22 protein-coding genes and 1 pseudogene are annotated in these 25,695 nt (G+C 31.7%); 16 read left to right on the top strand and 7 right to left on the bottom strand.

All coding sequences use genetic code 11. The annotated features are described in order from the left end of the window. Positions 1-149: 149 nt before the first annotated feature. The 4 genes from IC173_RS12560 to cls form a co-directional block, all read right to left on the bottom strand. Entirely contained in the window at positions 150-1,931 is a 1,782-nt protein-coding gene (locus tag IC173_RS12560; protein ID WP_227435576.1) for an NADH-dependent [FeFe] hydrogenase, group A6, read from the bottom strand. A 22-nt stretch (positions 1,932-1,953) separates the two neighbouring features. After that, the gene (locus IC173_RS12555; RefSeq protein WP_227435578.1) at positions 1,954-3,840 is read right to left on the bottom strand and encodes an NADH-quinone oxidoreductase subunit NuoF; all 1,887 of its coding nucleotides are present in this window, start codon (positions 3,838-3,840) and stop codon (positions 1,954-1,956) included. Between the two features lie 16 nt (positions 3,841-3,856). Then, a complete protein-coding gene (locus IC173_RS12550) occupies positions 3,857-4,354 on the bottom strand; it encodes a complex I 24 kDa subunit family protein (protein WP_227435580.1) in 498 nt (165 codons plus the stop codon). A gap of 315 nt (positions 4,355-4,669) precedes the next feature. Next, the gene (gene cls / locus IC173_RS12545; RefSeq protein ID WP_227435582.1) at positions 4,670-6,151 is read right to left on the bottom strand and encodes a cardiolipin synthase; all 1,482 of its coding nucleotides are present in this window, start codon (positions 6,149-6,151) and stop codon (positions 4,670-4,672) included. A gap of 317 nt (positions 6,152-6,468) precedes the next feature. On the opposite strand from cls, the gene IC173_RS12540 reads away from it, so the two are divergent. The 13 genes from IC173_RS12540 (at position 6,469) to IC173_RS12480 (ending at position 21,788) form a co-directional block, all read left to right on the top strand. Further along, positions 6,469-7,239: a formate/nitrite transporter family protein gene (locus IC173_RS12540; protein ID WP_227435585.1), complete on the top strand. Its 771-nt coding sequence runs from the start codon at positions 6,469-6,471 to the stop codon at positions 7,237-7,239. A gap of 273 nt (positions 7,240-7,512) precedes the next feature. Beyond that, positions 7,513-8,427 carry a UDP-N-acetylmuramate dehydrogenase gene (gene murB, locus IC173_RS12535; protein ID WP_227435587.1) on the top strand — a complete coding sequence of 305 codons (915 nt, stop codon included), beginning with the start codon at positions 7,513-7,515 and terminating at the stop codon, positions 8,425-8,427. 3 nt (positions 8,428-8,430) lie between these two features. Continuing rightward, positions 8,431-9,144, top strand: a complete 714-nt coding sequence (locus tag IC173_RS12530) for a PHP domain-containing protein (protein ID WP_227435589.1) — start codon at positions 8,431-8,433, stop codon at positions 9,142-9,144. Positions 9,145-9,196: 52 nt separating this feature from the next. Beyond that, positions 9,197-10,054 (top strand): RNase adapter RapZ, encoded by an 858-nt coding sequence (gene rapZ / locus IC173_RS12525; RefSeq protein WP_227435598.1) that lies wholly within the window; start codon positions 9,197-9,199, stop codon positions 10,052-10,054. Positions 10,055-10,065: 11 nt separating this feature from the next. Then, the gene (locus IC173_RS12520) at positions 10,066-11,172 is read left to right on the top strand and encodes a gluconeogenesis factor YvcK family protein (protein WP_227435600.1); all 1,107 of its coding nucleotides are present in this window, start codon (positions 10,066-10,068) and stop codon (positions 11,170-11,172) included. Positions 11,173-11,240: 68 nt separating this feature from the next. Then, positions 11,241-11,666, top strand: coding sequence for an NUDIX hydrolase (locus IC173_RS12515; protein WP_003416968.1), 426 nt, complete (start codon positions 11,241-11,243; stop codon positions 11,664-11,666). Between the two features lie 16 nt (positions 11,667-11,682). Continuing rightward, on the top strand, positions 11,683-12,633 hold the full coding sequence (gene whiA, locus IC173_RS12510) for a DNA-binding protein WhiA (protein WP_227435601.1): 951 nt from the start codon (positions 11,683-11,685) through the stop codon (positions 12,631-12,633). A gap of 153 nt (positions 12,634-12,786) precedes the next feature. After that, complete coding sequence (locus IC173_RS12505; protein ID WP_227435603.1) at positions 12,787-16,356, top strand: DNA polymerase III subunit alpha; 3,570 nt, start codon at positions 12,787-12,789, stop codon at positions 16,354-16,356. 208 nt (positions 16,357-16,564) lie between these two features. Further along, a complete protein-coding gene (pfkA, locus tag IC173_RS12500) occupies positions 16,565-17,524 on the top strand; it encodes a 6-phosphofructokinase (protein ID WP_227435605.1) in 960 nt (319 codons plus the stop codon). Positions 17,525-17,575: 51 nt separating this feature from the next. After that, complete coding sequence (gene pyk / locus IC173_RS12495) at positions 17,576-19,336, top strand: pyruvate kinase (RefSeq protein ID WP_227835029.1); 1,761 nt, start codon at positions 17,576-17,578, stop codon at positions 19,334-19,336. 174 nt (positions 19,337-19,510) lie between these two features. Next, the gene (gene rlmD / locus IC173_RS12490) at positions 19,511-20,869 is read left to right on the top strand and encodes a 23S rRNA (uracil(1939)-C(5))-methyltransferase RlmD (RefSeq protein WP_227836314.1); all 1,359 of its coding nucleotides are present in this window, start codon (positions 19,511-19,513) and stop codon (positions 20,867-20,869) included. 444 nt (positions 20,870-21,313) lie between these two features. Beyond that, positions 21,314-21,451, top strand: coding sequence for a DUF6809 family protein (locus tag IC173_RS12485; protein ID WP_227855674.1), 138 nt, complete (start codon positions 21,314-21,316; stop codon positions 21,449-21,451). Beyond that, a complete protein-coding gene (locus tag IC173_RS12480; protein ID WP_227855673.1) occupies positions 21,444-21,788 on the top strand; it encodes a TnpV protein in 345 nt (114 codons plus the stop codon). Before IC173_RS12485 ends, IC173_RS12480 begins: the two co-directional genes overlap by 8 nt. Positions 21,789-21,906: 118 nt before the next feature. Here IC173_RS12480 and IC173_RS12475 read toward each other — a convergent pair whose 3' ends face one another. The 3 genes from IC173_RS12475 to IC173_RS12465 all read right to left on the bottom strand — a co-directional run bounded on the left by IC173_RS12475 (position 21,907) and on the right by IC173_RS12465 (position 23,953). Next, positions 21,907-22,821, bottom strand: coding sequence for a hypothetical protein (locus tag IC173_RS12475; protein WP_227831761.1), 915 nt, complete (start codon positions 22,819-22,821; stop codon positions 21,907-21,909). Continuing rightward, positions 22,814-23,338, bottom strand: coding sequence for a GNAT family N-acetyltransferase (locus IC173_RS12470; protein ID WP_227435616.1), 525 nt, complete (start codon positions 23,336-23,338; stop codon positions 22,814-22,816). The genes IC173_RS12475 and IC173_RS12470 overlap by 8 nt, the downstream gene beginning before the upstream one ends. Positions 23,339-23,452: 114 nt before the next feature. Then, a complete protein-coding gene (locus IC173_RS12465) occupies positions 23,453-23,953 on the bottom strand; it encodes a DUF6076 domain-containing protein (protein WP_227855678.1) in 501 nt (166 codons plus the stop codon). A gap of 180 nt (positions 23,954-24,133) precedes the next feature. Here IC173_RS12465 and IC173_RS21000 point away from each other — a divergent pair, with 180 nt between their 5' ends. The 3 genes and pseudogenes from IC173_RS21000 (at position 24,134) to IC173_RS12450 (ending at position 25,620) form a co-directional block, all read left to right on the top strand. Next, positions 24,134-24,286: a DUF4368 domain-containing protein gene (locus tag IC173_RS21000; RefSeq protein WP_413927172.1), complete on the top strand. Its 153-nt coding sequence runs from the start codon at positions 24,134-24,136 to the stop codon at positions 24,284-24,286. A 210-nt stretch (positions 24,287-24,496) separates the two neighbouring features. Further along, complete coding sequence (locus tag IC173_RS12455; protein WP_227435620.1) at positions 24,497-24,637, top strand: TetR family transcriptional regulator; 141 nt, start codon at positions 24,497-24,499, stop codon at positions 24,635-24,637. A gap of 705 nt (positions 24,638-25,342) precedes the next feature. After that, a pseudogene (locus IC173_RS12450) lies at positions 25,343-25,620 on the top strand (RNHCP domain-containing protein). Positions 25,621-25,695 lie beyond the last annotated feature (75 nt).

The following is a 25,695-nucleotide window of genomic DNA, read 5'->3' as shown; positions in this document are numbered from 1 at the left end:
TTCTTTGACTAATTGTTTTCTTAAAGTATTCATAAAAAATCTCCTTTACGACATTTGATTATATTTAAATCATTGCCATAAAGAAGATTTTTATTAACCTTGAAGCACAAATTATTTTACATTACCTTTAGTTTTCAATTTGTTAAAATTTATTTAGCTTCTTCACAAGCACATTCTTTTGGACATTCTTCATAAATACAACTCTTATCAAAGTAATGAGTATGAAGGTATTTATGAGCTACATCGCTATTTGGATCTCCAAAGAAGTCTTTATAAATAGCTTGTAAGTCAGGATTTTCATGAGACTTACGAATAGCCTTATTTCTATCTATCTCATACAATGCATTAGCACGTCTATCAATTATATCAGTATTACCATGATGGTAAGGTTGACCAGCTCCTCCAACACATCCACCAGGGCATGCCATAACTTCTATGATATGGTATTTACATTCTCCACTTCTAACTTTATCCATCATTTTTCTAGCATTTTTAAGTGTATTTACAATACATACATTGACTGTAGTTCCATCAACATCTATACTTGCTTCTCTGATTCCCTTAAGCCCTCTAACATTAGTAAAGTTTACATTATCTAAAGTTTTGTTAGTTATCTTTTCATATGAAGTACGTAGAGCAGCTTCTAAAACTCCACCACTTGCTCCAAATATAGACGCAGCACCAGTAGATTTTCCTAATGGATTATCAAAATCCTGGTCTTGAAGATTAGGTAAATCAATAGCAGCTTCTTTTATCATCTTAGCTAGCTCTCTAGTAGTTATAGAAAGGTCAACATCTAATATTCCAGATTCACTTAATTCTTCTCTTGAAGCTTCATACTTCTTAGCTACACAAGGCATTACAGATACAACATAAAGGTCATCTGGATTAATTCCTAGTATTTTAGGTGCATAGTAATTCTTAGCTATAGAACCAAACATACCTTGAGGAGATTTACAGCTAGATGCTAGATTTAATTGGTCTGGATAATTGTGTTCTAAGAAGTTTACCCATGCAGGGCAACAGCTTGTTAATATAGGTAGATTTTCACCTTTTTGAATTCTTTCTATAAATTCAGTAGCTTCTTCCATTATAGTGAAGTCTGCACCAAAGTTTGTATCGAATACATGCTCAAACCCAAGTGCTTTTAAAGCAGCAACCATTTTTCCTGTAGATATTGAACCTGGTTCTAATCCAAACTCTTCACCAATAGCAACTCTTACAGCAGGGGCAACTTGCACTACTATAGTTTTTTCTTTTTTATTTAAAACATCCCATAGTTTAGGAACATTATCTACTTCTGTTAACGCTCCAGTTGGACAGACAGAAATACATTGGCCACAGAATGTACACTCTGTTTCAACCATATCAGCATTAAAAAATGTACTAACTAAAGTATTAAATCCACGATTAACTCCAGATAATGCTCCAACTGTTTGGATATCATTACATACAGTTTCACATCTTCTGCATAATATACATTTAGAATGGTCTTTAACTAAAGATTTAGTAGAGGTATCTTTACCTGCAAAAGACTTAGAACCTTGATATCTTATCTTTCTTACTCCTAAATCAGCAGCTATAGTTTGTAATTCACAGTCTCCATTTTTTTCACATATAAAGCAATCTTGTGGATGGTCTGATAATAGTAACTCAACAATAGTTCTACGAGCATTTAATGCTTTAGCACTATTAGTTTGAACTCTCATACCTTCCTTTATAACTGTTCCACAAGCTGGAACTAAACCTCTCTCTGTCTCAACCATACAAACACGACAAGAAGCACAAGTATCAAGCTTATCTATCTCATTCATATGTAAATGACAAAGGTTATGTATTTTTATATTTATTAGTTTTGCAGCATCTAAGATAGAAGTTCCACTAGGTGCTGAAACATGTTTGCCATTGATAGTTAAATTAACTAAACTCATTGTTATTCCTCCTCCAAATAAGTTATTTCTTGATTATAGCATTAAATGTACAATTATCTATACAAGCACCACATTTTAGACACTTAGAAGTATCTATTGTATGTTGTTCTTTAACAGAACCTGTTATACAACCAGCAGGACACACTCTAGAACATTTTGTACAACCCTTACAAGCATCTGTTATGAAGTAAGAAAGTAAGTTTTGACATTTGCCAGCAGGACATTTCTTATCTACAACATGTGCTATATACTCATCTTTGAAATATTGAAGAGTACTTAAAACAGGGTTTGGAGCAGCTTTACCAAGACCACATAATGAAGCAGTTTGTATAGTTTCAGCAAGGTTTTCTAGGTCGTCTAAATCTTGTAGAGTACCATTACCTTCTGTAATTTTAGTTAATATTTCTAATAATCTCGTAGTACCTATACGACAAGGTGTACATTTACCACAAGATTCTTCAACAGTAAACTCAAGGAAGAATTTGGCTATATCTACCATACAGTCAGATTCATCAAGAACAAGCATACCACCAGAACCCATCATTGAGCCTATAGAGCTTAATGAACCAAAATCTATAGGTATATCTAAATGTTCAGTTGGTATACATCCACCAGACGGTCCACCTGTTTGAACTGCCTTGAAGTTTTTGCCTTCAGGAATTCCTCCACCAATTTCAAATACAATATCTCTTAAAGTAGTACCCATTGCAACTTCAACAAGACCTACATTTTCTACTTTTCCACCAAGAGCAAAAACTTTAGTACCACTAGAATCATCAGTACCTAAGTTAGCAAACCAATCTCCACCCTTAAGTATGATTGCTGGAATATTAGCAAAAGTTTCAACATTGTTTAAGCAAGTAGGAGATTTCCATAATCCACTTTTAGAAGAACTATAAGTCTTCATTCTAGGTTCACCACGTCTACCTTCAATTGAATGCATTAAAGCTGTACCTTCACCACAAACGAAAGCTCCTGCACCGTATTTTAATTCTAATTTGAAGTTAAATCCAGTACCTAAAATATTTTCACCAAGTAAGCCATGTGCTTCAGCTTGAGCTATAGCTACTTTTAGTCTTTCTATAGATTTTGGATATTCAGCTCTTATATATATGTACCCTGTATCAGAACCTATAGCATATCCACATATTGCCATAGCTTCTAGTACACTATGAGGGTCTCCTTCAAGTACAGATCTATCCATGAATGCACCAGGGTCTCCTTCATCAGCATTACAGACAACGAATTTTTTATCAGTTGGGCCAGCAGGATTCTTTGAAGCAGCTTCCCATTTAGAACCTGTAGGGAATCCAGCTCCTCCTCTACCACGAAGACCAGAAGTCTTTACTTCTGCAATAACTTCTTGAGGAGTAAGAGTCGTTAAACATTTACCTAGAGCTAAATAACCATCATTAGCAATATAATCCTCTAAACTATCTGGGTCTATAAGCCCACAATTCTTTAGAGCTATACGTAATTGTTTTTTGTAGAAAGACATTTCTTCTTGTGCTTCTACTTTTTTATTTAAAGATTCTTCTTCATATAATAATTCCTCAACAACTGTATTTCTAATTAAGTGATTTTGAACTATCTTTTCAGCATCAGATGGTTCAACTTTCACATAGAAAACGTTATCAGGATAAACTTTTACGATAGGACCTTGAGCACAGAAACCAAAACAACCTGTTAAACGAACATCAACCTTGTCTTGTATTCCTGATTTTTTTATTTCATTTTCTAACTCACTAACTATTTCCATACTGTTTGAAGATGTACATCCAGTATCACAACAAACAAGTAATTCTCTTCTTAATACATTTTCCTTAGAATAATTTTTTCTTAGGCTAAGACTAGGTTTTAGCTCATCAGCTAAAACTTTTAATTCATCAAATGAATTTACTTTACGCATTATTTATTCACCCCTCTTAACAATTCAATTCTAATTCTCTATAAGTATCCAATATTTCGCTTACTTGATCTGGTTTTACTTTACCATAAACTTTACCATTTACAGTAACAACTGGAGCTAAACCACATGCCCCCAAACATCTTAAACCTTCTAAAGAAAATTTAAAATCACTAGTAGTTTCTCCAACTTTTATACCAAGCTGTTTTTCAAAAGCACTTAATATCTTATCAGCACCTTTTACAAAACATACAGTACCTAGACAGACACTTATTTTATACTTACCTACAGGTTCTGTAGTGAAATAAGAATAGAATGTAACAACCCCATATACCTTTGCAGGAGCTACTCCAAGTCTTTTAGCAACATGAAGTTGTACTTCTTTTGGAAGATATCCAAATATACCTTGAGCTTCATGTAGAACTTGTATCAAAGCACCTTCCTTTGTTGCAAGAGAGTCAATAAATATATCTAATTCGTCAAATAACTGCTTGTTGTGTGAAATAAAATCGCACATAACAAATCCCCCTTTTCTTTTTAAAGTTATTATTTTTCATAAAATAATTAACCATGAGTTGACACCAATATTATGTTGGTGAACAAAACCAAAACAATAAAGAAAGAATAATATACAACAATTTCTTTATTCATAAAAACAATGCAAAAAAGTTACCTATTAAAAAAAAACTATACTAGTCTATTATAATATAAAATAATTCAGAATAGTTAAAAAAAATAAAAAAAATGGACTGAATCCAATAAAAAAAAAATAATATATATAAAAAACTTTAAAAAATAAACCAAAAGGTAAAATTTTTATAAAATAAAAGATTTATAAAACTGATGATAATAGTCTAGAAATTGATTCCTTGATTTTTATATAAGTAGACCTAGAATTATATACATCTAATGTTATTTCTTTTGAATCTAAAATATCATTTTCAAATATAACTCTTTGCTCTAGTGCTTTTTTTGAAGAGTACATAAATGCATTTACTTCAAAATTAAGCTCAAAGCTTCTTATATCCATATTAGCTGTTCCTATAGAACATATAGAGTCATCTATAACTATTGTCTTAGCATGTAAAAATGCATTTTCACCATAAGTGTAGATTTTAGCTCCAAATTTTAAAAGTTCTCCAGCATATGAATATGATGCCCAGTATACAAAAGGATGGTCAGGTTTAGAAGGAATCATAATTCTTACATCAACACCAGATAAACAAGCTATTTTTAAAGTATCTATAAATGTTGAGTCAAGTATTAAATAAGGACTCTGTATGTATATATACTTTCTAGCTTTCTGAATCATTTTAAGGTAACCATATTTAATTTCATCAAGTTCTAATATATCTGGACCACTTGATACTATCTGAATCCCAATATTTTCAGAAGGACAATCAGAAGGTGTTTCACTTTCTACGAAGTACTTTTCTAAATCTAAATCTTCTTTAGTTGTATATCTCCAATCAAGGATAAACCTCATATTTAGGTCAATTACACAATCACCAGTAAGTTTAGTATGTGTATCTCTCCATAGACCAAATTTTGGATTTCTACCTAGATATTCGTCTCCAACATTGTATCCACCTACAAATCCTACTTTTCCATCAATGACAACTATTTTTCGGTGGTTTCTGTAGTTTAAGTTAAAGTTTACAATTTTTAAGAATGATGGAAAGAAACTTCCAACTTTAACACCACTTTCTTTTAATCTAGAAAGTGTACTATTTTTTAGTGTTCTACCACCAACGGCGTCAAATAAAAGTCTTACTTCTACACCTTCTTTGGCTTTATCTACTAGAATGTCAATTATTTCAGTTCCGATTTTGTCATCTTTGAAAATGTAAAACTGTATGTTTATATATTTCTTTGCTTTCTTAAGTTCTTCAAGAAGAGTGTTAAAAAATTGACTAGACTCAGCGTAAATCCACACATCGTTATTATTGGTATAATGAGCATTATTTGAATTAGCTAATGCATAAATCATATCCTTATGTTGATGTATCTCTGAATTAATTTCAGATGTAGATTGTAATTTAACTTGAGTATCTAGTATATTGCTTTTGATTATCTTATCATCCTTTTCTTTTAATCTAAACATATTGTTTTTTGAAATATTTCTGCCAAAAGCTATATAAAGTATAAATCCAAGAGCTGGTATTAATACTAATATAAGAAGCCATGTTAGAGTTGTATTTATATTTCTCTTTTCTCTAAAAATGAGATTTAGTATAACCATGAAATTAATTATATATATTGTAGTAACTGCTATTTCATATATTGACATTTCGAAAAATGATATATCAAACATAAAATTTCCTCCTTTAAATATTTATTAAAATAAGTAATTATATATAATAACACAAACATATATCTATTATATATAATACCTCAACAATAAAAAAGTAAAATAAATATTCGAAAGGTAAATTTTTCAAATTCAATATAAATTATTTCGAAATTAACAAAGTTGGTATATAATAAATAATATAATTATATGAGACAAGTATATATAAACATATAGTATATTTTTTATATTAATAAAATTTATTATATATCATATTGTTATTATATAATTATTGCCATAAAAAGACAAGGAAAAGTATAATTTTTAAGGGGGAAGGATTTATGAGTAAAGGATTCTTGACACCTGGGGAAACTGCACAAGCAACTATAAGTGCAGGCATTAAAAAAGCGAATATTTCAACACAAAATGCAATTTTATTAGGTTTACTTGGAGGAGCATTTATAGGTTTTGGGGCATTGGGTAGTATAATAATTAGTCAGACTTTTGGTAAGATAGACCCAGGAATAGCTAGTTTTTTAAGTGCTATGGTCTTTCCAGTAGGTCTTATGCTTGTAGTGGTAGCAGGGGCAGAATTATTCACTGGAAATACCTTAATGTTTATTCCACTTATGGATAAAAAAATAACATTAGGGAAAATGCTAAGAAACTGGGGATTAGTTTATTTTGCAAATCTAGTAGGTTCACTACTTTTAGTGGCACTTTTATATTATTCTTCTACATTAACAGGGGATGTAGCTACAAAAGCCATAGCTGTAGCAGAAGCTAAAGTTAATTCAACGATAGTTTCAATGTTTTTAAAAGCAATACTTTGTAACATTTTAGTAGTTTTAGCTGTATGGATGGCTACAGCATCTCAAGACATAGTATCTAAGTTAGCCTCATGTTGGACAGTAATAATGTTATTTGTGTTATGTGGATTCCAACATAGTGTTGCAAATATGTTTTTTATACCAATGGGAATGGCATTAGGAGCAGATATTACTATGGTTCAATTAATAACTAATTTGGTATTTGTAACGCTTGGAAATGTAGTTGGAGGTTCTATAATAGTTGGGGGAATTTATTATCTTTGCTATGTGAAAAATAGTTAGATAAATAATACGAATTAAATAGCCTTTTAAAGCATTGATATCAGCGATATTGATGCTTTTTTTAAATTATTTATGTTCTTTTATATGTTGTTATTTTTTTTTTTTTACTTTATTATATATTTATTGAATATAGTTTGGAATTAAAAAACTTAAAAATATGAAATCTGTATGATAAGCAAAATCATATATTATTGAATATAGTTAATACTATATATTAATATAATTTAGATAATAATGACAACTGAAGTTTAGTATAATTTGGGAGGAAATACAATGAATAATCAAGATATATATGAAAATTTATTAAATATATTAAGCAAAGATGATATAAAAATAGATGAACCTATGAAAAAACATATCTCATTTAGAGTTGGAGGGCCAGCCGATATATTGGTTAGACCTAGAACTGAAGAGCAGTTAAAAAATGTACTTCAATTAGTGAAAAAAGAGTCTATTCCATATTTAATAATTGGAAATGGCTCAAATATTCTAATTAAAGATGGTGGAATAAGAGGCATAGTAATAGAACTTGCAGACAACTTTAATTCTTATGAGATAAAGGGCACTAAAATAATTGCTCAGTCAGGAGCTTTATTATCTGTTTTAGGTAAAGCTCTTCAAAAACAAGAATTAAAAGGATTTGAGTTTGCCTCAGGTATACCTGGAACATTGGGTGGAGCATTAGCCATGAATGCAGGAGCATATGGTGGTGAAATGAAAGATATAGTAAAATCGGTAAGATTAATAGATATGGAAGGAAATATCTTTGAACTGTCAAATGAACAGATGGAATTTGGGTATAGAAAAAGTATAATAACGAAAAATGGGTATATAGCTTTATCAGCAGAAATAGATTTACAAAAAGGAAATTATGATGAAATAAAAAGTTTAATGGATGATTTAACAACAAGAAGAACAACTAAGCAACCATTAAATTTTGCTAGTGCAGGAAGTACATTTAAAAGACCAACAGGATATTTTGCAGGGAAGTTAATAGAAGAAACTGGACTAAGAGGACTTACTTTAAGAGGTGCTCAAGTATCTGAGAAGCATTGTGGATTTGTGATTAATTTAGGAGAAGCAAGTGCTAAAGATATTTTAGATTTAATATATGTTATAAAAAGTGCTGTATATGCCAAGTTTGGGGTTATGTTGGAAGAAGAAGTCAAAATACTTGGAGAGGATTAACAAATGAAAATATTGGCTGATTATCATACACATACATTATATAGTCATGGTAAGGGAACTATTGAAGATAATGTAAAGGTGGCCATTGCTAAAGGGATAAAGACAATCGGAATATCAGACCATAGTTATAAACATATTGCATATGGTGTAAAGAGGAAAGATATTCATAAAATGAGAGAAGAAATAAATTCTTTGAATGATAAATATAGTGATATAAATATACTTTTGGGTATGGAGTGTAACATATTAGATGATAAAGGTAATATAGACATGGATGAAAAATTTATAAAAGAACTTGACTATATCATGGCTGGATACCATTTTGGTTCTACTCCTACATCATTTGGAAGTTTATTAAATCATTGTAATAACTATATTTTTAAAACTGAAAAAGCAAAAGAGTATAATACAAAAGCCGTAATAAATGCTATGAATAATAATGATATTTTTGTAATTACACATCCTGGTGATAAAGGTGATGTATATATAGAAGAAATAGCAAAGGTAGCAAAAAAGACAGATACAAGGCTTGAAATAAATAGTAGTCATTCTTTTTTAAATGTAAAACAAATAAACGAAATAAAAGAAATAGGAAATAAATTTATAATAGGGTCAGATGCACATTGCCCAGAAAGAGTGGGTGATTTTAAACGAGCTATAAAAGCTGTATATGATTCAAATATGGATATATCATTAGTAGAAAATATTATAGTGTAATAATCGAAAGATAAAAGTGTAATAAACAGAAGATAAAAAGGAGGAGTTAGCAATGAAATTTGTTATAGTTACAGGTCTTTCAGGGTCTGGAAAAAGTGAAACAATGAGAGCTTTAGAGGATATGGGATTTTATTGTGTAGATAATCTACCTCCTGCTTTGATAACTAAATTTGCAGAATTATGTTATCAACCAAATTCAAGTATTGATAAAGTTGCTCTAGGTATAGATATAAGAGGAAGAAAGTTTTTTGAAGCTCTTCATGAAAGTTTAAACTACTTAGAAAAAGAAAATTATGAATATGAAATGGTGTATTTAGATTGTAATGATGATGTATTGTTAAAGAGATATAAAATGACAAGAAGAAATCACCCATTGGCGAAAGACATGCAAATTCCAGAAGGTATAAAAATGGAAAGAAAAATAATGGAGCCTTTAAAGGGATTTTCTACATGCATAATTGACACAACTAATATGAAACCAAAAGACCTTAAAGAAGAAATAAAGAAAATATATTCTTCTGGTGAAGATAATCCTAATTTAACTATATCTGTAGTATCTTTTGGATTTAAACATGGTATACTTGCTGATGCAGATTTAGTATTCGATGTAAGATTTCTTCCTAATCCATATTATGTTGAAGAATTGAGATCTAAAACTGGTGACGATAAAGAAGTTAGAGATTATGTTATGAATTCTAAAATTAGTGAGGAATTTTATGTAAAACTTTTGGATATGATTCATTTCTTAGTACCTCAATATATAGAAGAAGGAAAACAACATCTAGTAATTGGTGTTGGATGTACAGGTGGAAGACATAGGTCAGTTACTATAACAAATCTTATAGCGGAGGATTTATCTAATAAAGGATATAGAGTTGTAAAAAAACACAGAGACTCTATGTTACGATAATGGAGGCAAACATGGCTAAATTACTTATTATTGTAGGAATTTTAGGTTGGATTGCATTAATTGTATCGTTATTTATATATAAGAAAGCAAAGAATGAAAAAGTAAGGTTATTTCAGAGGTCTGTTATTGAAAATAGAGACCCTAATGTAGTAGTAATAGGTGGGGGAACTGGTCAATCAGTGTTTCTGAGGGGGCTTAAACACTCTACGCAGAATATAACTGCGATTGTTACTGTTGCTGATGATGGTGGAGGTTCAGGAGTATTAAGAGAAGACTTAGGAATGCTTCCACCAGGAGATATAAGAAATTGCCTGTTAGCACTTGCAAATATAGAACCAACTATGAATGAAGTTATGCAATATAGGTTTACAGAGGGACTTTTAAAAGGTCAAAGTTTTGGGAATCTATTTTTAGCTGCTATGAATGGATTATATGGAAACTTTGAAAAAGCTGTGTATAAATTAAGTGAGATTTTTGCTATAACAGGTAGGGTTTTGCCAGTAACACTAGAAGATGTAAACTTAGTTGCCAAATTAAAAAATGGTGAAATAGTAAATGGCGAATCTAGTATACCTGAAGAATCGAAAAATCAAAAAAGTTCTATTGATGAGATTTTTTTAAATCCTAAAGATGTTAAACCATTAGGAGATGTTATTGCATCTATTTATGATGCTGATATTATAATTATGGGTCCTGGAAGTTTATATACTAGTATAATACCAAACTTACTTGTAGATGGTGTTGTAGACGCCATTAAAGCCTCTCTAGCGCCAAAAGTGTATATATCAAATATAATGACTCAACCAGGGGAAACAGAAGGATATAATGTATTAGAACATATTAATGCGATAATAAAGCATACTGACAATAATTTGATAGATTATGTGATAGCAAATAACGAAATATTGCCAGAAGGAATGCTTGATTTATATAAACAAGATGGAGCAGAACAGGTTTTACTAGATAAAAAACAAAAAGATAAGTTAAAAGAGATGGGTATAAAAACCGTAGAAAAAAATTTGATTGAAATAAAAAATAATTATATAAGACATGATGCAAAATATATATCTAACATAGTTATTGAGTTAGCCCTAAATCATAATTACAACAAAAGTTAGTAAAAAAGGATTTTAAAAAAAAGTGTAGAAATCCTTATCATTATGTTAGTTTTAAGGAGTGAACATCGATGAGAGAAGAGGTTAGTGCTGGTGGTGTAGTCCTGTTTGGCAATACGATTCTTTTACTAAGGAAGTTCAATGGAGATTGGGTGCTACCCAAAGGAAAAGTAGAAGAAGGGGAAAATAACCAAGAGGCAGCATTACGTGAAGTAAGCGAAGAAACTGGAGTAAAAGCAGATATATTGAAATATTTAGGTGAAATACACTATACATTCAAAGAAAACTGGGATGAAAATAGAGCAGTTCATAAAACAGTTTTTTGGTACTTAATGCAAGCAAAAAATATGGATACTATTCCACAAAAAGAGGAAGGCTTTATTGATGCTAAATTTATCCATCTAGATAGAGTGGTAGACCTAGCTAGGTATGATGATGAAAAGGAAATAATAAAGGTTGCCTTACAGGAAATAAAAAAAAGGTTAAAGAAAAATTAGTTAATGGGTGATATATATGTCTTTTTCAACTGAAACCAAAAATGAACTAGCGAGAATTGTATCTGAGAATGAATGTTGTAATATAGCTGAACTGTCAGCTCTAGTTAAATCAGGGGGAAGTATACAAATTGTTGGATATAAAAAACTAAATTTAAAAATAACAACAGAATTAAACTCAATAGCCCGTAAAGTCTTTAAGTTATTAAAAAAGAATTTCAGCATAAATACTACAATTTCTGTAAATAAAAATCAAATGTTAAAGAGAAATAATAGTTATGTATTAATGGTAACAAGTGAAATGGGTTCAGAAATGTTATTAAAAAAATTAGGTGTATTGGAAGAAAAAGAGGGATTTTTTACTATAAATAGAGTTCCAGAAAGTTTGGTTAAACATGAGGGATGTAAAAGAGCTTTTATAAGAGGAGCTTTTCTTGGTGGAGGTTCTATAAGTGACCCAGAAAAAAACTATCATATGGAATTTGTAACTAACAATGAGGATTTTGCAGATTCATTAAAAGAACTTATAAATTCTTTAGGCTTTAATAGTAAAATTGTGGCTAGAAAAAATAATTATGTTGTTTATCTTAAAGAGAGTGAACAAATATCCGATTTATTAAGTATTATAGGAGGACACCACGCTCTTTTAAGTCTCCAAAATACTAAAATAGTAAAAGAAATGAGAAATAATGTAAACAGAATAGTAAATTGCGAGACAGCTAACCTTTCTAAAACAGTAAATGCAGCCGTAAGACAAGTAGAAAATATTAGACTAATACAAGAAACTATAGGGATTAGTAGCTTACCAGAAAATTTACAAGAAATAGCCAAGATTAGAATTGAGTATGAAGATATGACTCTCAAGGAGCTTGGAGAGATGTTAGACCCGCCAATAGGAAAATCTGGTGTCAATCATAGACTTAGAAAAATAGAAGAAATCGCAACAGACTTGAAAAAAAAATCATTATAATAAATTTGAGGGGACAATCTCAAAATAAGAATTAATTTCAACATATAGGGTTATAGGTGGAAGTTAATTCCTATTTTGAGATAAAAGTCTCTGTTTTTGTTTTAAGACATGTATTTGTGGTAAAATTAAATTTATAAAACAGGAGGTGATTTAATGGAAAAAGATTTTGCTCATCTTCATGTACATACCGAGTATAGTTTACTTGATGGATTTTCGAGGGTGAAAAAACTTATAAAAAGAGCTAAAGAATTAAATATGAGTTCAATTGCTATTACTGACCATGGCTGTATGTTTGGTGTTATAGATTTTTATAAAACAGCTATAAAAGAAGGAATAAAACCAATTATAGGGTGTGAAGTTTATACAGCTGCACGTGGATTAAGAGATAAAGACCCTAATTATGATAAATATCAAGGACATTTAGTTTTGTTAGCTAAGAATATGGAAGGCTATAAAAATTTGATAAAAATAGTCTCAACTTCATATGTAGAAGGCTTCTACTATAAGCCTAGAGTCGATATGGAAGAACTTAGAAAGCATTGTGAAGGGATTGTAGCACTTTCTGCATGTCTTGCAGGAGATGTTGCACGTGCTTTGATGAATAGAAATTATGAAAAAGCAAAAAAGTTTGCCATTGATTACAAAGATATATTTGGTGAAGAAAATTTCTTTTTAGAAATTCAAGACCATAATTTACCAGAACAGAGAGAGGTGAATTCTGGATTAGTGAAATTATCAAAAGAGACTGGTATTCCACTAGTTGCTACTAATGATGTTCACTATGTAAATAAAGAAGATTCAAAAATACATGATGTTCTTATGTGTATTCAAATGGGTAAAACAGTAAATGACCCAAATAGAATGAGATTTGGAAGTGATGAGTTTTATCTGAAATCAAGAGAAGAAATGGAAGAGTTATTCCCATATGCACTAGAGGCTATTGATAATACTGTAAAAATAGCCGATATGTGTAATGTAGAGTTTGATTTTAATACTATACATCTTCCTAAATATGATGTTCCAGATGGATATACACCAGAAACTTATTTAAGAGAGTTGTGTTTTAATGGATTAAAAGAAAGATATGATAATCCTGATAGTGAGATACTAGATAGATTAAACTATGAATTAGATGTAATTGAAAAAATGGGTTATGTGGAATACTTTTTAATAGTTTGGGACTTTATAAATTTCTCTAAAGAAAATAATATTATAGTAGGACCAGGTAGAGGTAGTGCGGCAGGTTCAATAGTAGCATATACACTTAAGATAACTGATATAGACCCAATAAAATATTCTCTCCTATTTGAACGTTTTCTAAATCCAGAACGTATATCTATGCCAGATATAGATATAGATTTTTGCTATGAAAGAAGAGAAGAAGTTATAGACTATGTAAAGCGAAAATATGGTGATGACCATGTTGCACAAATAATAACTTTTGGAACAATGGGTGCAAAAGCCGCAATAAGAGATGTTGGAAGAGTATTAGATATAGGCTACAATAAGGTTGATAAGATAGCTAAAGAAATACCATTTGCTTTAGGAATGACTATAGATAAGGCATTAGATACAAATCCAAACCTTAAGGATTTATATGACCAAGACCCTGAAACAAAAGAGATAATCAATATATCAAAGCAAATAGAGGGAATGTTAAGACATGCTTCCACTCATGCAGCAGGAGTTGTTATATCCAAAAATCCTGTAGATGAGTATGTACCTCTGTACAAGCATCAAGATGCAATCACAACTCAATTTACTATGACAACACTTGAAGAGCTTGGTCTTTTAAAGATGGACTTTCTTGGATTAAGAACACTTACAGTTATAAGAGATGCACTTGATTTAATAGAAAAGAATAGAACAATAAAAAATTACACTGAAAATATAGATTTTTCAAAGATGGACTATGATGATCCAAAGGTATATGAAATGCTTTCATCTGGAAATACTTTAGGAGTGTTTCAGTTGGAAAGTGCTGGTATGAGGAGTTTTATGAAACAACTGAAACCAGATAATTTTGAAGATATTGTAGCGGGAATATCCCTATTTAGACCAGGTCCAATGGACTCTATACCTGCGTATATAAAAAATAAAAGTAATCCAAAAGATGTAACATACTTACATGAGAAATTAAAACCAATAATGGAAGTTACATATGGATGTTTGGTATATCAAGAACAAGTTATGCAAGTTGTTAGAGATTTAGGTGGATATAGTTATGGTCGTAGTGACTTGGTTAGAAGAGCCATGAGTAAGAAAAAAATGGATGTAATGGAAGAAGAAAGACAATATTTTATTCATGGGAAATTTGATGAAGATGGCAACATAGAAATTGCAGGGTGTGTTAGAAATGGTGTAGAAGAGGAAATAGCCAATAAAATATTTGATGACATGATAGATTTTGCTCGTTATGCATTTAATAAATCACATGCAGCTGCATATGGAGTTTTAGCATATGAGACAGCTTATTTAAAAACATATTATCCTGTTGAGTTTATGGCAGCTTTAATAACTAGTGTTATGGGAAATACTGATAAGGTAGTTGAATATATAAGAGAATGTAAAGCATTAGATATAGATGTGTTGCCACCAGACATAAATAAAAGTTTTTCAAAATTCTCGGTTGAAGGTGACAACATAAGGTTTGGTCTGGCTGCTGTAAAAAATGTTGGTGTAAATATAATAAATAATATAATTGATGAGAGAGAGTCTAAGGGATTATTTATAGACTTAGTTGATTTAGTTAAGAGATTAGACCAAAAAGATACAAATAAAAGAGTAATAGAAAGCTTAATAAAATGTGGAGCTTTTGATAATATAAGTGAAAATAGAGCTAGTCTGATGGCTGGTTATGAAACTTTATTAGAAAGTGTTTCTATGGATAGAAAGAAAAATGTTCAAGGTCAAATTTCATTATTTGATGCTTTTGGAGATAGTGAAGAAGATAGTGACTTTCAACAAATATATAATTTACCTAAAAGACCAGAATATGAAGAAAGAGAGAAACTTAATCTTGAAAAAGAAGTTCTGGGAATGTATGTAAGTGGGCATCCTTTATCGCAATTTGAAAAAGAATTACAAGAAAAAACGTCTATAGATAATGGAAAGTTAAATTCATTAAAAGAGGATGAAGAGTCATATATACAAATGAATGAAACTGATGCAATAATGGGTGGAATGATTGTAAATAAAACGATAAAAACCACAAAAAGAAATGAAATTATGGCATTTATTGAGTTAGAAGATTTATATGGTGCTATAGAAATAATAGTTTTTCCTCAGTTATTACAAAAATATAATGTTATTTTAAACGAAGATAATATAATTTATGTAAAAGGAACATTAAGTATAAAAGAAGGCGAAAATGCAAAACTTATAGCTAGAGAAATAAAAGATATAAAAGACAATACTGACTTTGAAGCTAAAAAATATAATTCAGTAAGAACTAAAAATGTACAAAATGTGAAGTTAGAAAGTGGAAAAAAACTGTATTTAAAAATAGATAGTATGTCTGACACAGATACAACTTACAATATTATAGAAATAGCAAAGCAATATCCAGGCAATGACAGTATATACTTATATCCTATGGATGAAAATATAAATGGTAAGCGCAAAGCATATAAAATGACAGGAGTATCCACCTTTATATGTGATGAATTTATAAACAATTTAGAAAGATTACTTCCTAAGGATAACATAAAGATAAAAGCTTAATTTTTTGGATAAAAATCTAAATATATTATAATAATATGAAAAATATTGTCCGTTTTGTGATATAATATCACAAAATGGACATTTAAGGACATTTAATTTTTTTAGTCTTAATGGGATTGAAAAATGATATAGGGACGAAAAAAGTCCATTAAGATATGATAAGAATGATTATAATAAAAATTTGACATAAAATCCAAGGAGGTAAAAAATGAAAACTATAGGATTACTAACAAGTGGAGGAGATGCTCCAGGAATGAATGCTGCAATTAGAGCGGTTGTAAGGTCAGCAATATATTATGGATGCAAAGTATATGGAATCAATAGAGGATATAAGGGATTGTTGGAAGAAGATTTAACTGAAATGAACTTATCTTCTGTTGGGGATATTATACACAGAGGAGGAACTATATTAAAATCTTCTAGATGTGAAGAATTCAAAACAGAAGAAGGTAGATTAAAGGCAGTAAAAATTCTTAAAAAGTATAAAATTGACTGCTTAGTAGTAATTGGAGGAGACGGTTCATTTACAGGAGCTCAAAAACTTAGTGACTTAGGATTTCCAGCTATAGGTATACCAGGAACTATAGATAATGACTTAGCATATACAGATTATACTATAGGATTTGACACTGCAATGAATACTATTATAGATGCTATAGGTAAAATAAGAGATACATCATCATCTCATGAAAGAGTTAATATAGTAGAAGTTATGGGAAGACACTGTGGAGATTTAGCCTTATATGCAGGTCTTGCAGGAGGAGCTGAAACTATAATAGTACCAGAAGTAGAGGTTAAAGTAGATGAAGTTGCTTTAAGATTAAAGACAACTCAAAAAAGAGGTAAGAGACATAGTATAATCGTGTTGGCAGAAGGAGTTGGAAGTGCTAGCGATTTAGAGAAGGAACTTAAAAAAGAATCAGGAGCAGATTTAAGAGTAACTGTATTAGGTCATGTTCAAAGAGGAGGAAGTCCAACTGTATTTGATAGAATACTAGCAAGCAGACTTGGTGTAAGAGCTGTAGAATTACTACTAGATGGAAAGTCAGCTAGAGTTGTCGGAATAAAAGAAAACAAAATAATTGACTTAGAAATAAGTGAAGCTTTATCTCAAAAGAAGGTTTTTGATAAAGAAGCTTATGAAATGGCAAAAATATTATCTATATAAATTTTAGTATTTAAAATAAATCTGTGAAATAATATTTCAGGAGGAGCAAATATGTTAAATAATGTAAAGAAAACAAAAATTGTTTGTACGCTAGGGCCAGCATCACAAAGTGAAGAAGTTTTAACTCAACTTATGCAAAATGGTCTAAATGTGTGCAGATTTAACTTTTCCCATGGTTCACATGAAGAACACAAGGAAAGAATAGATATGGCAAAAAAAGTTAGAGAAAAACTAAATAAACCAGTTGCTATATTATTAGACACTAAAGGTCCAGAAATTAGAACAGGTAATTTTGCAGACCCAGAGGTATCTTTAGAAGAAGGACAAAAATTTACTATAACTATGAAAGATGTTGTAGGAACTAAAGAAATATGTACAGTAAGTTATAAGGGTCTTGCGGAAGATGTTAAAGTAGGAGATTCTATACTAATAGATGATGGCTTAGTTGGTTTAAGAGTAAAAGAAATAAATGGCGAAGATATAGTATGTATCGTTGAAAATTCTGGAATAGTAAAAAATCATAAAGGGGTAAATGTGCCTGGTGTAAAAATAAATTTACCAGCAATAACTCCTAAAGATATAAGCGACATAGAATTTGGAATAAGCCAAGGTATAGACTATATAGCTGCCTCATTTGTAAGGAAAGCATCTGATGTACTAGCAATAAGAGAAATTTTAGAAAATAACAATGCAACTGATATACAAATTATATCTAAGATAGAAAATCAAGAAGGGGTAGAAAACTTAGATGAAATATTAAAAGTTTCTGATGGTATAATGGTAGCTAGAGGTGATTTAGGTGTTGAAATACCTACTGAAGAAATGCCAATAGTTCAGAAAATGATGATAAAAAAATGCAATGAATTAGCAAAACCAGTTGTAACTGCTACACAAATGCTTGATTCTATGATAAGAAATCCAAGACCAACAAGAGCAGAAGTTACAGACGTAGCTAATGCTATATATGATGGAACAGATGCAATAATGTTATCTGGAGAAACTGCTGCTGGGAAATATCCTGTAGAAGCTGTAAAAATGATGGCTACAATAGCAAAAAGAACAGAAGAAACTTTGGATTATGATAGATTGTTAAAGGAAAATGGTACTAATAATGTTACAGTAACAGATGCAATAAGCCATGCTACTTGTACAACAGCTGTAGATTTAGATGCATCAGCTATAATAACATCTACTTCTTCAGGTTATACTGCTAGAATGGTGTCTAAATTTAGACCAAAATCTCCAATAATAGCTACTACAAATAATGAAAAAACTATGAATAAACTAGCTCTTACATGGGGAGTTTATCCAGTTAAATCTTCTGTTGCAGGAAATACAGATGAAGTTATAGAAAAAGCAATAGAAGCAGCTAGACAAGCAGATTATATAGATAATGGAGAACTAGTGGTTATAACTGCTGGAGTACCAGTAGGAGTAAGCGGAACTACTAACTTAATAAAGGTTCATGTAATAAGTGAAGAAATTGTTCAAGGTATAGGTGTAGGTAATCAAACAGTAGAAGGTAAAGTTCGTATAATAAAAAATGGAGATACTTGTGTAGACTTCAATAAAGGAGATATATTAGTTTCTACAACTACTGATGCTGAAATGAACAATTATATAGAGAAAGCAGGAGCTGTAGTAACTGAAAATGGTGGAATGACATCACATACAGCTATCGTAGGAATAAATTTAGATATACCAGTTATTGTGTCTGCAAATGATATAACTAATCTAGTAAAAGATGGAGAAGTTGTAACAGTGGATGCATCAAGAGGTGTAATATATAGAGGTTCAACTAGAGTTTTATAAGAAAATAATAAATTTATTTTGTCAAGGGGCTTTATAAGCTCCTTTTTTTTTGGTAAAATAAAATATTGTAGCTTAGTAAAAAATATAGTTTAGTTAATAGCAAGATTTTAATATATATTTAAAGAAAAGAATTTGTAAGAGTTTAAATTTAATATAGTGATTGGAGGGTGATTTATGCTTTCAAAAAACGAGATGTATATTGTAGATATAGTAGACATTGGACAGGCTGGAGTAGGCGTTGGAAAGTACAATGGTATTACAGTTTTTGTAGAGGGCGGATTAATACAAGATAAAGTTAAAGTTAAAATTAATAAGGTCAAGAAAAATTATGCTGTAGGAGACATTGTTGAAATAATAGAGAAGTCTCCATTTAGAGTAAAAAGAGTGTGTAGTGACAATCTTAAGGATTGTGGAGGGTGCCAAATACAAGATTTAGACTATAATAAACAACTTGAAATGAAAACAAATGAAGTTAAACAAGTGCTTACAAGAATAGGTAAGTTGGATGATGTGGTAGTTCATGATACTATAGGCATGGAGAAGCCATATAGATATAGAAATAAAGCTCAATTTCCAATACAAAAGAACAATGGAGTTCCTATTATTGGTTTTTACAAAAAGAAGACTCACGATGTAATATCGACAGAAAAATGTGTAATACAACATGAACTAAATGATAAAATTGTTAAGATAATAAAAACATATATAAGAGCTTATAAGGTAAGCATATATGATGAAAAGGCTCAGACTGGAGTAATTAGACATTTGGTGACAAAAATTGGATTTACAACTAAAGAAGTAATGGTTGTATTAGTCGCAAATGGAAACCGACTTCCATATCTTAAAGAATTAGCTTCAGTATTAAAGGAAAATATACCTGGATTTAAGACTTTAGTTGTAAATATAAATGAAAAAAATACAAATGCCATTCTTGGAAAAGAGAATATAGTTGTGTATGGAGATGGTAAAATAAATGATTATATAGGAGATTTAGTATTTGAGATTTCTCCATTGTCATTTTTCCAAGTAAATCCTATACAAACTAAGGTATTATATGATAAAGCTCTTGAATATGCAGATTTAAAGGATACTGATACTGTTTTTGATATTTATTGTGGTATAGGTACAATCTCTTTATTTTTAGCGCAAAAGGCTAAAAAAGTTTATGGAATAGAAATTATAGAAGATGCTATAAAAGATGCTAAGGTAAATGCTAGATTAAACAATATACATAATGCTGAATTCTATGTGGGTAAGGCAGAAGAGGTTGTTCCTAAGATGTATAGTGAGGGTAAGACTGCTAATGTTGTAGTTGTAGACCCACCTAGAAAGGGTTGTGACGAAAAGGTTTTAGATACAATTGTTTCAATGAATCCTGAGAGAATTGTTTATGTTTCTTGTAATCCTTCTACTTTAGCAAGGGATTTAGATTATCTAAATATGCATGGATTTAAATGTATTGAGGCACAACCTGTAGATATGTTCCCTCATTCTACACATGTGGAAACTGTAGCTAAGATAATCAAGCAATAGTAATGTATATATTAAGATTTAAACAATAAAACAGGAAAGGCTCTTTAGGCTCTCTGTGATAAGGATGTTTACAAACCAAGTAACAGCAAGGCATACAGCCAAACGGTTCCAAGTAAATTGTAAGCATCCATTTCACACAAAACCAAAAAGCCATTGAAACTATCTTTACAGACGGTTCCAATGGCTTTTTGCTGTACTATTGCCGGATAAATCACTTTAAATCGTTAAATCTTTGTCTGGGATTCCGGTCTGGACGCGCAAGCATTTATCGCTTACCATAATAGGTGAAGGAGGCGAGATAATGCAACAGACAATTGAGTTGCTTTATAATGGGGATATTTGCCCAGGCGAGCGGACGAGGATTCGACTTGGCGGATATAAAGCCGCAAGAGAGATTGCCATGAAGGCTCACGATGCCCTTGAGGATAAGCTCTATGCGAACCAATGAAAGCGGAGCTCGATGAGTTTCTTTCCAAAGATTCCGATGCGACTTCCATGTATGCTACACAGTCTTTTATTGATGGCTTCAAGCTGGTGGCAAAGCTGATGTTAGAGATTTTGGAGGTGGGCGATGATGATTGACTTGGAATATATTGGTATTAATGGGTTGCTTTATCCGAACATTGAAACTGGAATGGAAAACATAGAAAACGATTTAAGTAAATATGGTTTATTTCGATTACGGTATCTACATAAGTATAAGTTTGGGATGTATCGGGAATTGTTTTTGACAGGCAAACTTGCAGAACATTGTAAGCAGATTGATAAGACCGCCTTTGACCGTTCCGAGCGGATACAGGCAGACAGGCTCACAGCCCACCCAATGCCCCTTGAGGATACGATGGAGCGCATTCGGCTACGGACACAGGCACAGACGATAGCCGATGAAATTGTGTTTGCAGAACTGATTTACACTTAAAAACAGCCGCCGCACTAACCGTAAAAAGTTGGTGTGGCGGCTTGTTTGTGTAGATTATCTCGATACTCTCGAAAAGCAGCCAACGAGAGTGGCACACAGCAAATTGCTCATAATATGATTATAGCATCATCATTCGCTCAATTCCAATGCCGCTAATAAGCAATCTCTCTCGCTTATTGCATAACATCTGTTGCGTCCAATCAACAAACCCACCGTCACCAATTTCAAGGGTTTCACCGTCTTTTTCCATATAAATCTTAAAATTGATTCCTTTGTAATAATTATTATCCTCATGGTCTAAATCAAAATCAAACGGTGTATCAGGTAGCTCGGTTTGTATCAGTTCTGACATTCTCTGAAAAAATCCATCGGTATCGGTATAGCCACCACGCTTTCTAAGAGTGACCGACATTTTTGCATGATACTTTTCGAGTAACAGTAGCTTATAATACTCAAGCTGCTTTAAAAGTATTTCTTTCTCACTCAAATAAGAGCCAGTGTCTTTAGCTGTCGATACAATGCAAAATATCCCGAAGTGAGCAAAATGATTTTTGCTTAAAAGAGGTTGAGTTCTCGTCGTTCTTGCAGTTGTGCAAAAGTGCGCGGCAGTAGAATTATCAAGTGCTTTATTTTTTATTTTATCCGCAATTATGGTTGCGAGCATATTTGTTGGGTCAGCAAGTACTTCTGTTCCACGAAGTGCACTGACTATATTGTTTTGATCCACACAGCCAAATGTAGAGCAGTTACCAAACGGTGCAACGGGAGAAAGCATAACGCTTTTAATACCAACACTTTTTGCAAGCTCTAATAGCATAATTTCATACTTGTGATAATCTATGGCATCGCAACCGCTCGGAACGCAAAAACGGTTTAGCGCATAGCTTTTCAGCATATTTGGAGGAGATATATTTTTTTGCTTCATTATCTCAAGCAGCAATGTATTCAGGTCAGATTGTGACAACGAAGCCATTTTCTCCGTTAATTCTGGATTACCAATCTTATTTAATATTCGGTTTGTTATCTCATTCACTTTTTTCACCACATTTCGTATCAATCATATATTCTTCAAGGTATAATTTGCGTCCATCCGGTGTTATTACTTCTTTCTCGCTGGATAGCACACCCCCAAAATAGAGCGGTATTTTTTTGCTTGCAATATTTCGTTTGTCAACAGGATAGAGCAGCTTTTTAATACCCATATTTTCGGCATACTCGATCAGTCCACCAATAGCTTCTCTGCCATAATAATTACCATGAGCTGATATTTTTGTCCAGATGCCAAGTTCAGGAATTTCACCTTTTAATTTGTGCAAACCGCATGTTCCTAAAAACTCACCCGTATCCGAAAGTGTAATCACATACACAAAATCAGTGCCATCAATGCGTTGTTTCGTGAAATTTTCAATAACACTTTCAGTTTCGCTTATTTTATTCGCAGGACAAGGAAACATGTATGTTGTTACCTCATTTGAGAAGTTAGCGAAAATGTCGTGTTTATGCTTTTTTTCAACAGGCAAAAGTACTAACCGTTTCGTTTGAATGTTCATAAGTTTGACCTCGTCTAATATAAATTGAACCCATCCCGCCGCTACCACCAAATCGCAGGAGGGTATCTTTCTAATTCAGTATACCAAAAATATCGTCTAAAAGAAATACAAAAGTCATTGCAATTCAAGCTTTTTAGCAAATTCCGTTTCTGAAATTCCCCCCGCCACATACTGCTGTCTTGTTTCTTTCGCCGTTTCCGCCCAAAAAGTGAACGCTTTTCGTGCCGCACCAATCTTATCGTCGGCGGGCATTTCTTTGGCTTCATCCCGCATCATCTTAGCGTAATGCGCCTTGTAAATCCGCTCATAATCGAGCAGCGGTGCATCCTCCGCCAGCTTTTTCAGATACTCCGCTTTGTTGCCGATTGCCTTACATGTGAGTCCGTTTTCTGCCGTTCGGTCACAGTAAAAGGTTTCGTGCTTGGATTTGAGAACGAAATATCGGCCGCAGTTGCGGCATTTTCGCACACGCAAACCCTGCTTGAGTAATTCTGTAAATTCAAAATACAGAAATTCATTGAGGCTTTGTAGAATGGTGAAGCTCACAATATTTGCGCCCTTGGGGTTCAGCTTGTCGATTGCGGCAAGCTGTTCTTTTTTGTCTGCAAGCTCCATTTTGTCTATGGCTTCAAAATCAGCTTTGCCGTTTTTGGTAGGCGCAATCGCCGTGCCGGTCAGTAGGTAATAAAGCATATAGTCTTGATACAATGCGGTAAATGCCATAAATCGTCCGCAAAGGCAGAAATCGACGCCGAGCAGGATAAGCTGCTCAACGCCGACCGCTTTCTGAAAATCGTGGAAAAGTACACTGATATTCGGGAGCTGACGCCCGAACTCGTGCGAGAGTTTATCGAAAAAATCGTTGTTTATGAGCGCAGCGAGCCACGGAAGAAGAAAAATTACACCCAGCAGGTTGAGGTCTATTTCAACTTTGTCGGCAGAGTTTAGAACAGAGAAAAGCCGTAGGATACTCGCTGTGTATCCTACGGCCAATCTCAAGGATGGAAAACATCCTTATCGGGCAGAGCCATTAGGGAGCCTTTTTTTCTATTTCATAATTCAATAATGAACAAAATTAAAATTCTGTTTTTTAATAATGAACATACATTGTAATTATTATTATCTGCAAGTATGATATTTCTAGGAGGATTACTAAAGATGCAAATAAAAAAAGAAGAAATAGAAAAGAAAATTGCAGAAGTTGCAACAAACGAATTTTTAAAAAAAGGTTATGAAAATTCTTCTATGAGAACTATAGCGAAAAAAGCTCATACGTCTATTGGAAATATGTATCATTAAGTAAACTGTTTTTTGACCGATTAACAGGTAATAAAAAGATTACGATGCTTGAAGGTGCAGGGCATTTTCCAATAGAAGAAAATGGATTGAATCAAATAAGTAGTACTTGTATTATATTTTTGGAACAATGTTATGAAATAACAAATTTATAGAATTATCTTTATGTATTGCCATAAGGAAAAATATAAAAAATACTTATTATAAAAAATTAATATTAAGTGAATATTAGATTTGAAAAGACTCCTAAATGCTATAGAATAAAGAAATGAGACAAACCTAAATATATGAGTATGTTAAACTACACTTGAATATAAAAATATTTTATAGTAAAGTATCAGTAATAATATTAGTGAATGAGTGTCTTGCTCAGCATTTATAGATAACTAACATATGACAACAAATAATAATATTATTACATATTACTTTGTTAAATTGTGGTGTAGTGGGCTTTAATTTGCTATACCTTTATTAATTTTACATAGAGTTATTTTGAATATAATTATGTTGAAATAGAAAAGATTAAATTTTCCAGTCTACAGGAGTTTTCTATTTTTGTGTAGGTAAATATGTATACCACATAAAAAGGTAGATATAAGTATCTGTGGGCTTTTTTTGTAGAAAATACAAGATATGGAGGATTTAAAAATGAATTATACAAATAGAAAGTGAACTTGTTATCAGGATAACACCTGTCTAGATAATTTTATTTGCACGAAGTGTGCTTGCTTTGTAGTTTCAGAAGGCTCTGGGATACAACATAGAAATCACTGTACTCATTGCCTACACAGTTTCATGTGGATATTATTCCTAGTGATCGTGCCACAGATTGTGATGGTAATATGGAACACATTGGAGTATGGGTGAGAAAAAATGGTGAGTGGGCAACTATTTTGCAGAGAAGGAAAAGAAATTCAAAAACATTACAAAAACAAATAAAATCATTAAAAAACATTCTAAAAATAAATAAGATATTTCAAACCTGAGTGCAGTTGTTCTACCATATTTATTCATTTGTTGATGGATTGAAAGGCTACTTATTTATTGAAGTTCTAGTTATC

The organism is Clostridioides sp. ES-S-0048-02, assembly GCF_020658495.1.
In the GTDB taxonomy this organism is placed as follows: domain Bacteria; phylum Bacillota; class Clostridia; order Peptostreptococcales; family Peptostreptococcaceae; genus Clostridioides.
Note: the sequence above shows the minus strand (reverse complement) of the source record. Positions and strands in the feature narration are given on the sequence as shown.

Coding starts and splice junctions, on each gene's coding strand:
- IC173_RS12520 (WP_227435600.1), top strand. CDS start 10,066: ATGGCTAAATTACTTATTATTGTAGGAATTTTAGGTTGGATTGCATTA.
- whiA (WP_227435601.1), top strand. CDS start 11,683: ATGTCTTTTTCAACTGAAACCAAAAATGAACTAGCGAGAATTGTATCT.
- IC173_RS12515 (WP_003416968.1), top strand. CDS start 11,241: ATGAGAGAAGAGGTTAGTGCTGGTGGTGTAGTCCTGTTTGGCAATACG.
- IC173_RS12560 (WP_227435576.1), bottom strand. CDS start 1,931: ATGAGTTTAGTTAATTTAACTATCAATGGCAAACATGTTTCAGCACCT.
- IC173_RS12555 (WP_227435578.1), bottom strand. CDS start 3,840: ATGCGTAAAGTAAATTCATTTGATGAATTAAAAGTTTTAGCTGATGAG.
- rapZ (WP_227435598.1), top strand. CDS start 9,197: ATGAAATTTGTTATAGTTACAGGTCTTTCAGGGTCTGGAAAAAGTGAA.
- IC173_RS12465 (WP_227855678.1), bottom strand. CDS start 23,953: ATGGAGCTTGCAGACAAAAAAGAACAGCTTGCCGCAATCGACAAGCTG.
- IC173_RS12540 (WP_227435585.1), top strand. CDS start 6,469: ATGAGTAAAGGATTCTTGACACCTGGGGAAACTGCACAAGCAACTATA.
- IC173_RS12530 (WP_227435589.1), top strand. CDS start 8,431: ATGAAAATATTGGCTGATTATCATACACATACATTATATAGTCATGGT.
- IC173_RS12455 (WP_227435620.1), top strand. CDS start 24,497: ATGCAAATAAAAAAAGAAGAAATAGAAAAGAAAATTGCAGAAGTTGCA.
- pyk (WP_227835029.1), top strand. CDS start 17,576: ATGTTAAATAATGTAAAGAAAACAAAAATTGTTTGTACGCTAGGGCCA.
- murB (WP_227435587.1), top strand. CDS start 7,513: ATGAATAATCAAGATATATATGAAAATTTATTAAATATATTAAGCAAA.
- cls (WP_227435582.1), bottom strand. CDS start 6,151: ATGTTTGATATATCATTTTTCGAAATGTCAATATATGAAATAGCAGTT.
- IC173_RS12470 (WP_227435616.1), bottom strand. CDS start 23,338: ATGAACATTCAAACGAAACGGTTAGTACTTTTGCCTGTTGAAAAAAAG.
- IC173_RS12480 (WP_227855673.1), top strand. CDS start 21,444: ATGATTGACTTGGAATATATTGGTATTAATGGGTTGCTTTATCCGAAC.
- IC173_RS12550 (WP_227435580.1), bottom strand. CDS start 4,354: ATGTGCGATTTTATTTCACACAACAAGCAGTTATTTGACGAATTAGAT.
- IC173_RS12505 (WP_227435603.1), top strand. CDS start 12,787: ATGGAAAAAGATTTTGCTCATCTTCATGTACATACCGAGTATAGTTTA.
- pfkA (WP_227435605.1), top strand. CDS start 16,565: ATGAAAACTATAGGATTACTAACAAGTGGAGGAGATGCTCCAGGAATG.
- rlmD (WP_227836314.1), top strand. CDS start 19,511: ATGCTTTCAAAAAACGAGATGTATATTGTAGATATAGTAGACATTGGA.
- IC173_RS12485 (WP_227855674.1), top strand. CDS start 21,314: ATGAAAGCGGAGCTCGATGAGTTTCTTTCCAAAGATTCCGATGCGACT.